Origin of the sequence: Clostridium sp. DFI.1.208 (assembly GCF_024463855.1) — a bacterium.
Lineage (GTDB): Bacteria > Bacillota_I > Bacilli_A > Erysipelotrichales > Erysipelotrichaceae > Clostridium_AQ.
The window spans coordinates 1-348 of record NZ_JANGCA010000226.1 but is presented as its reverse complement, the minus strand read 5'-3'; the positions used below and the strand labels follow the sequence as shown (position 1 = coordinate 348).

Sequence of the window (348 nt, the reverse complement as noted above, 5' to 3'; positions counted from 1 at the left end):
TCATATCGATAGACATCGAATAGAAAAGATCTTACGCCCTGCATATGAAGAGATCGATAGAGATGACATTACCGGAGAGATCCTGCAGGGAGGTAACACGATGCTATTTATCGAATATGAATATGGAATCTTTGAAGAGGTAGCACGGGAATGGATGGCGACTGCGAAAGGACTCATGCAAAGCAAAGCAGAGGTGACAAGAATTTTTGATGGTCTGTATTTGCTCGATCCAGACCACTGCGGAGCGCTGGAGATCAGGCAACAGGACGAGAATACCAGTTGCACATATAGAGTGCATAGCATCTCTCATCTGTGTGAATTCCTCTACAAATTCGCAGAATTCAAAAC

General features: G+C 44.0%; 1 protein-coding gene. It reads left to right on the top strand.

The features are described 5' to 3' along the window. Window positions 1–100: 100 nt before the first annotated feature. Window positions 101–348, top strand: a 248-nt coding sequence (locus tag NE665_RS24835) for a hypothetical protein (protein ID WP_256302735.1), incomplete at its 3' end; no start/stop codon positions are given.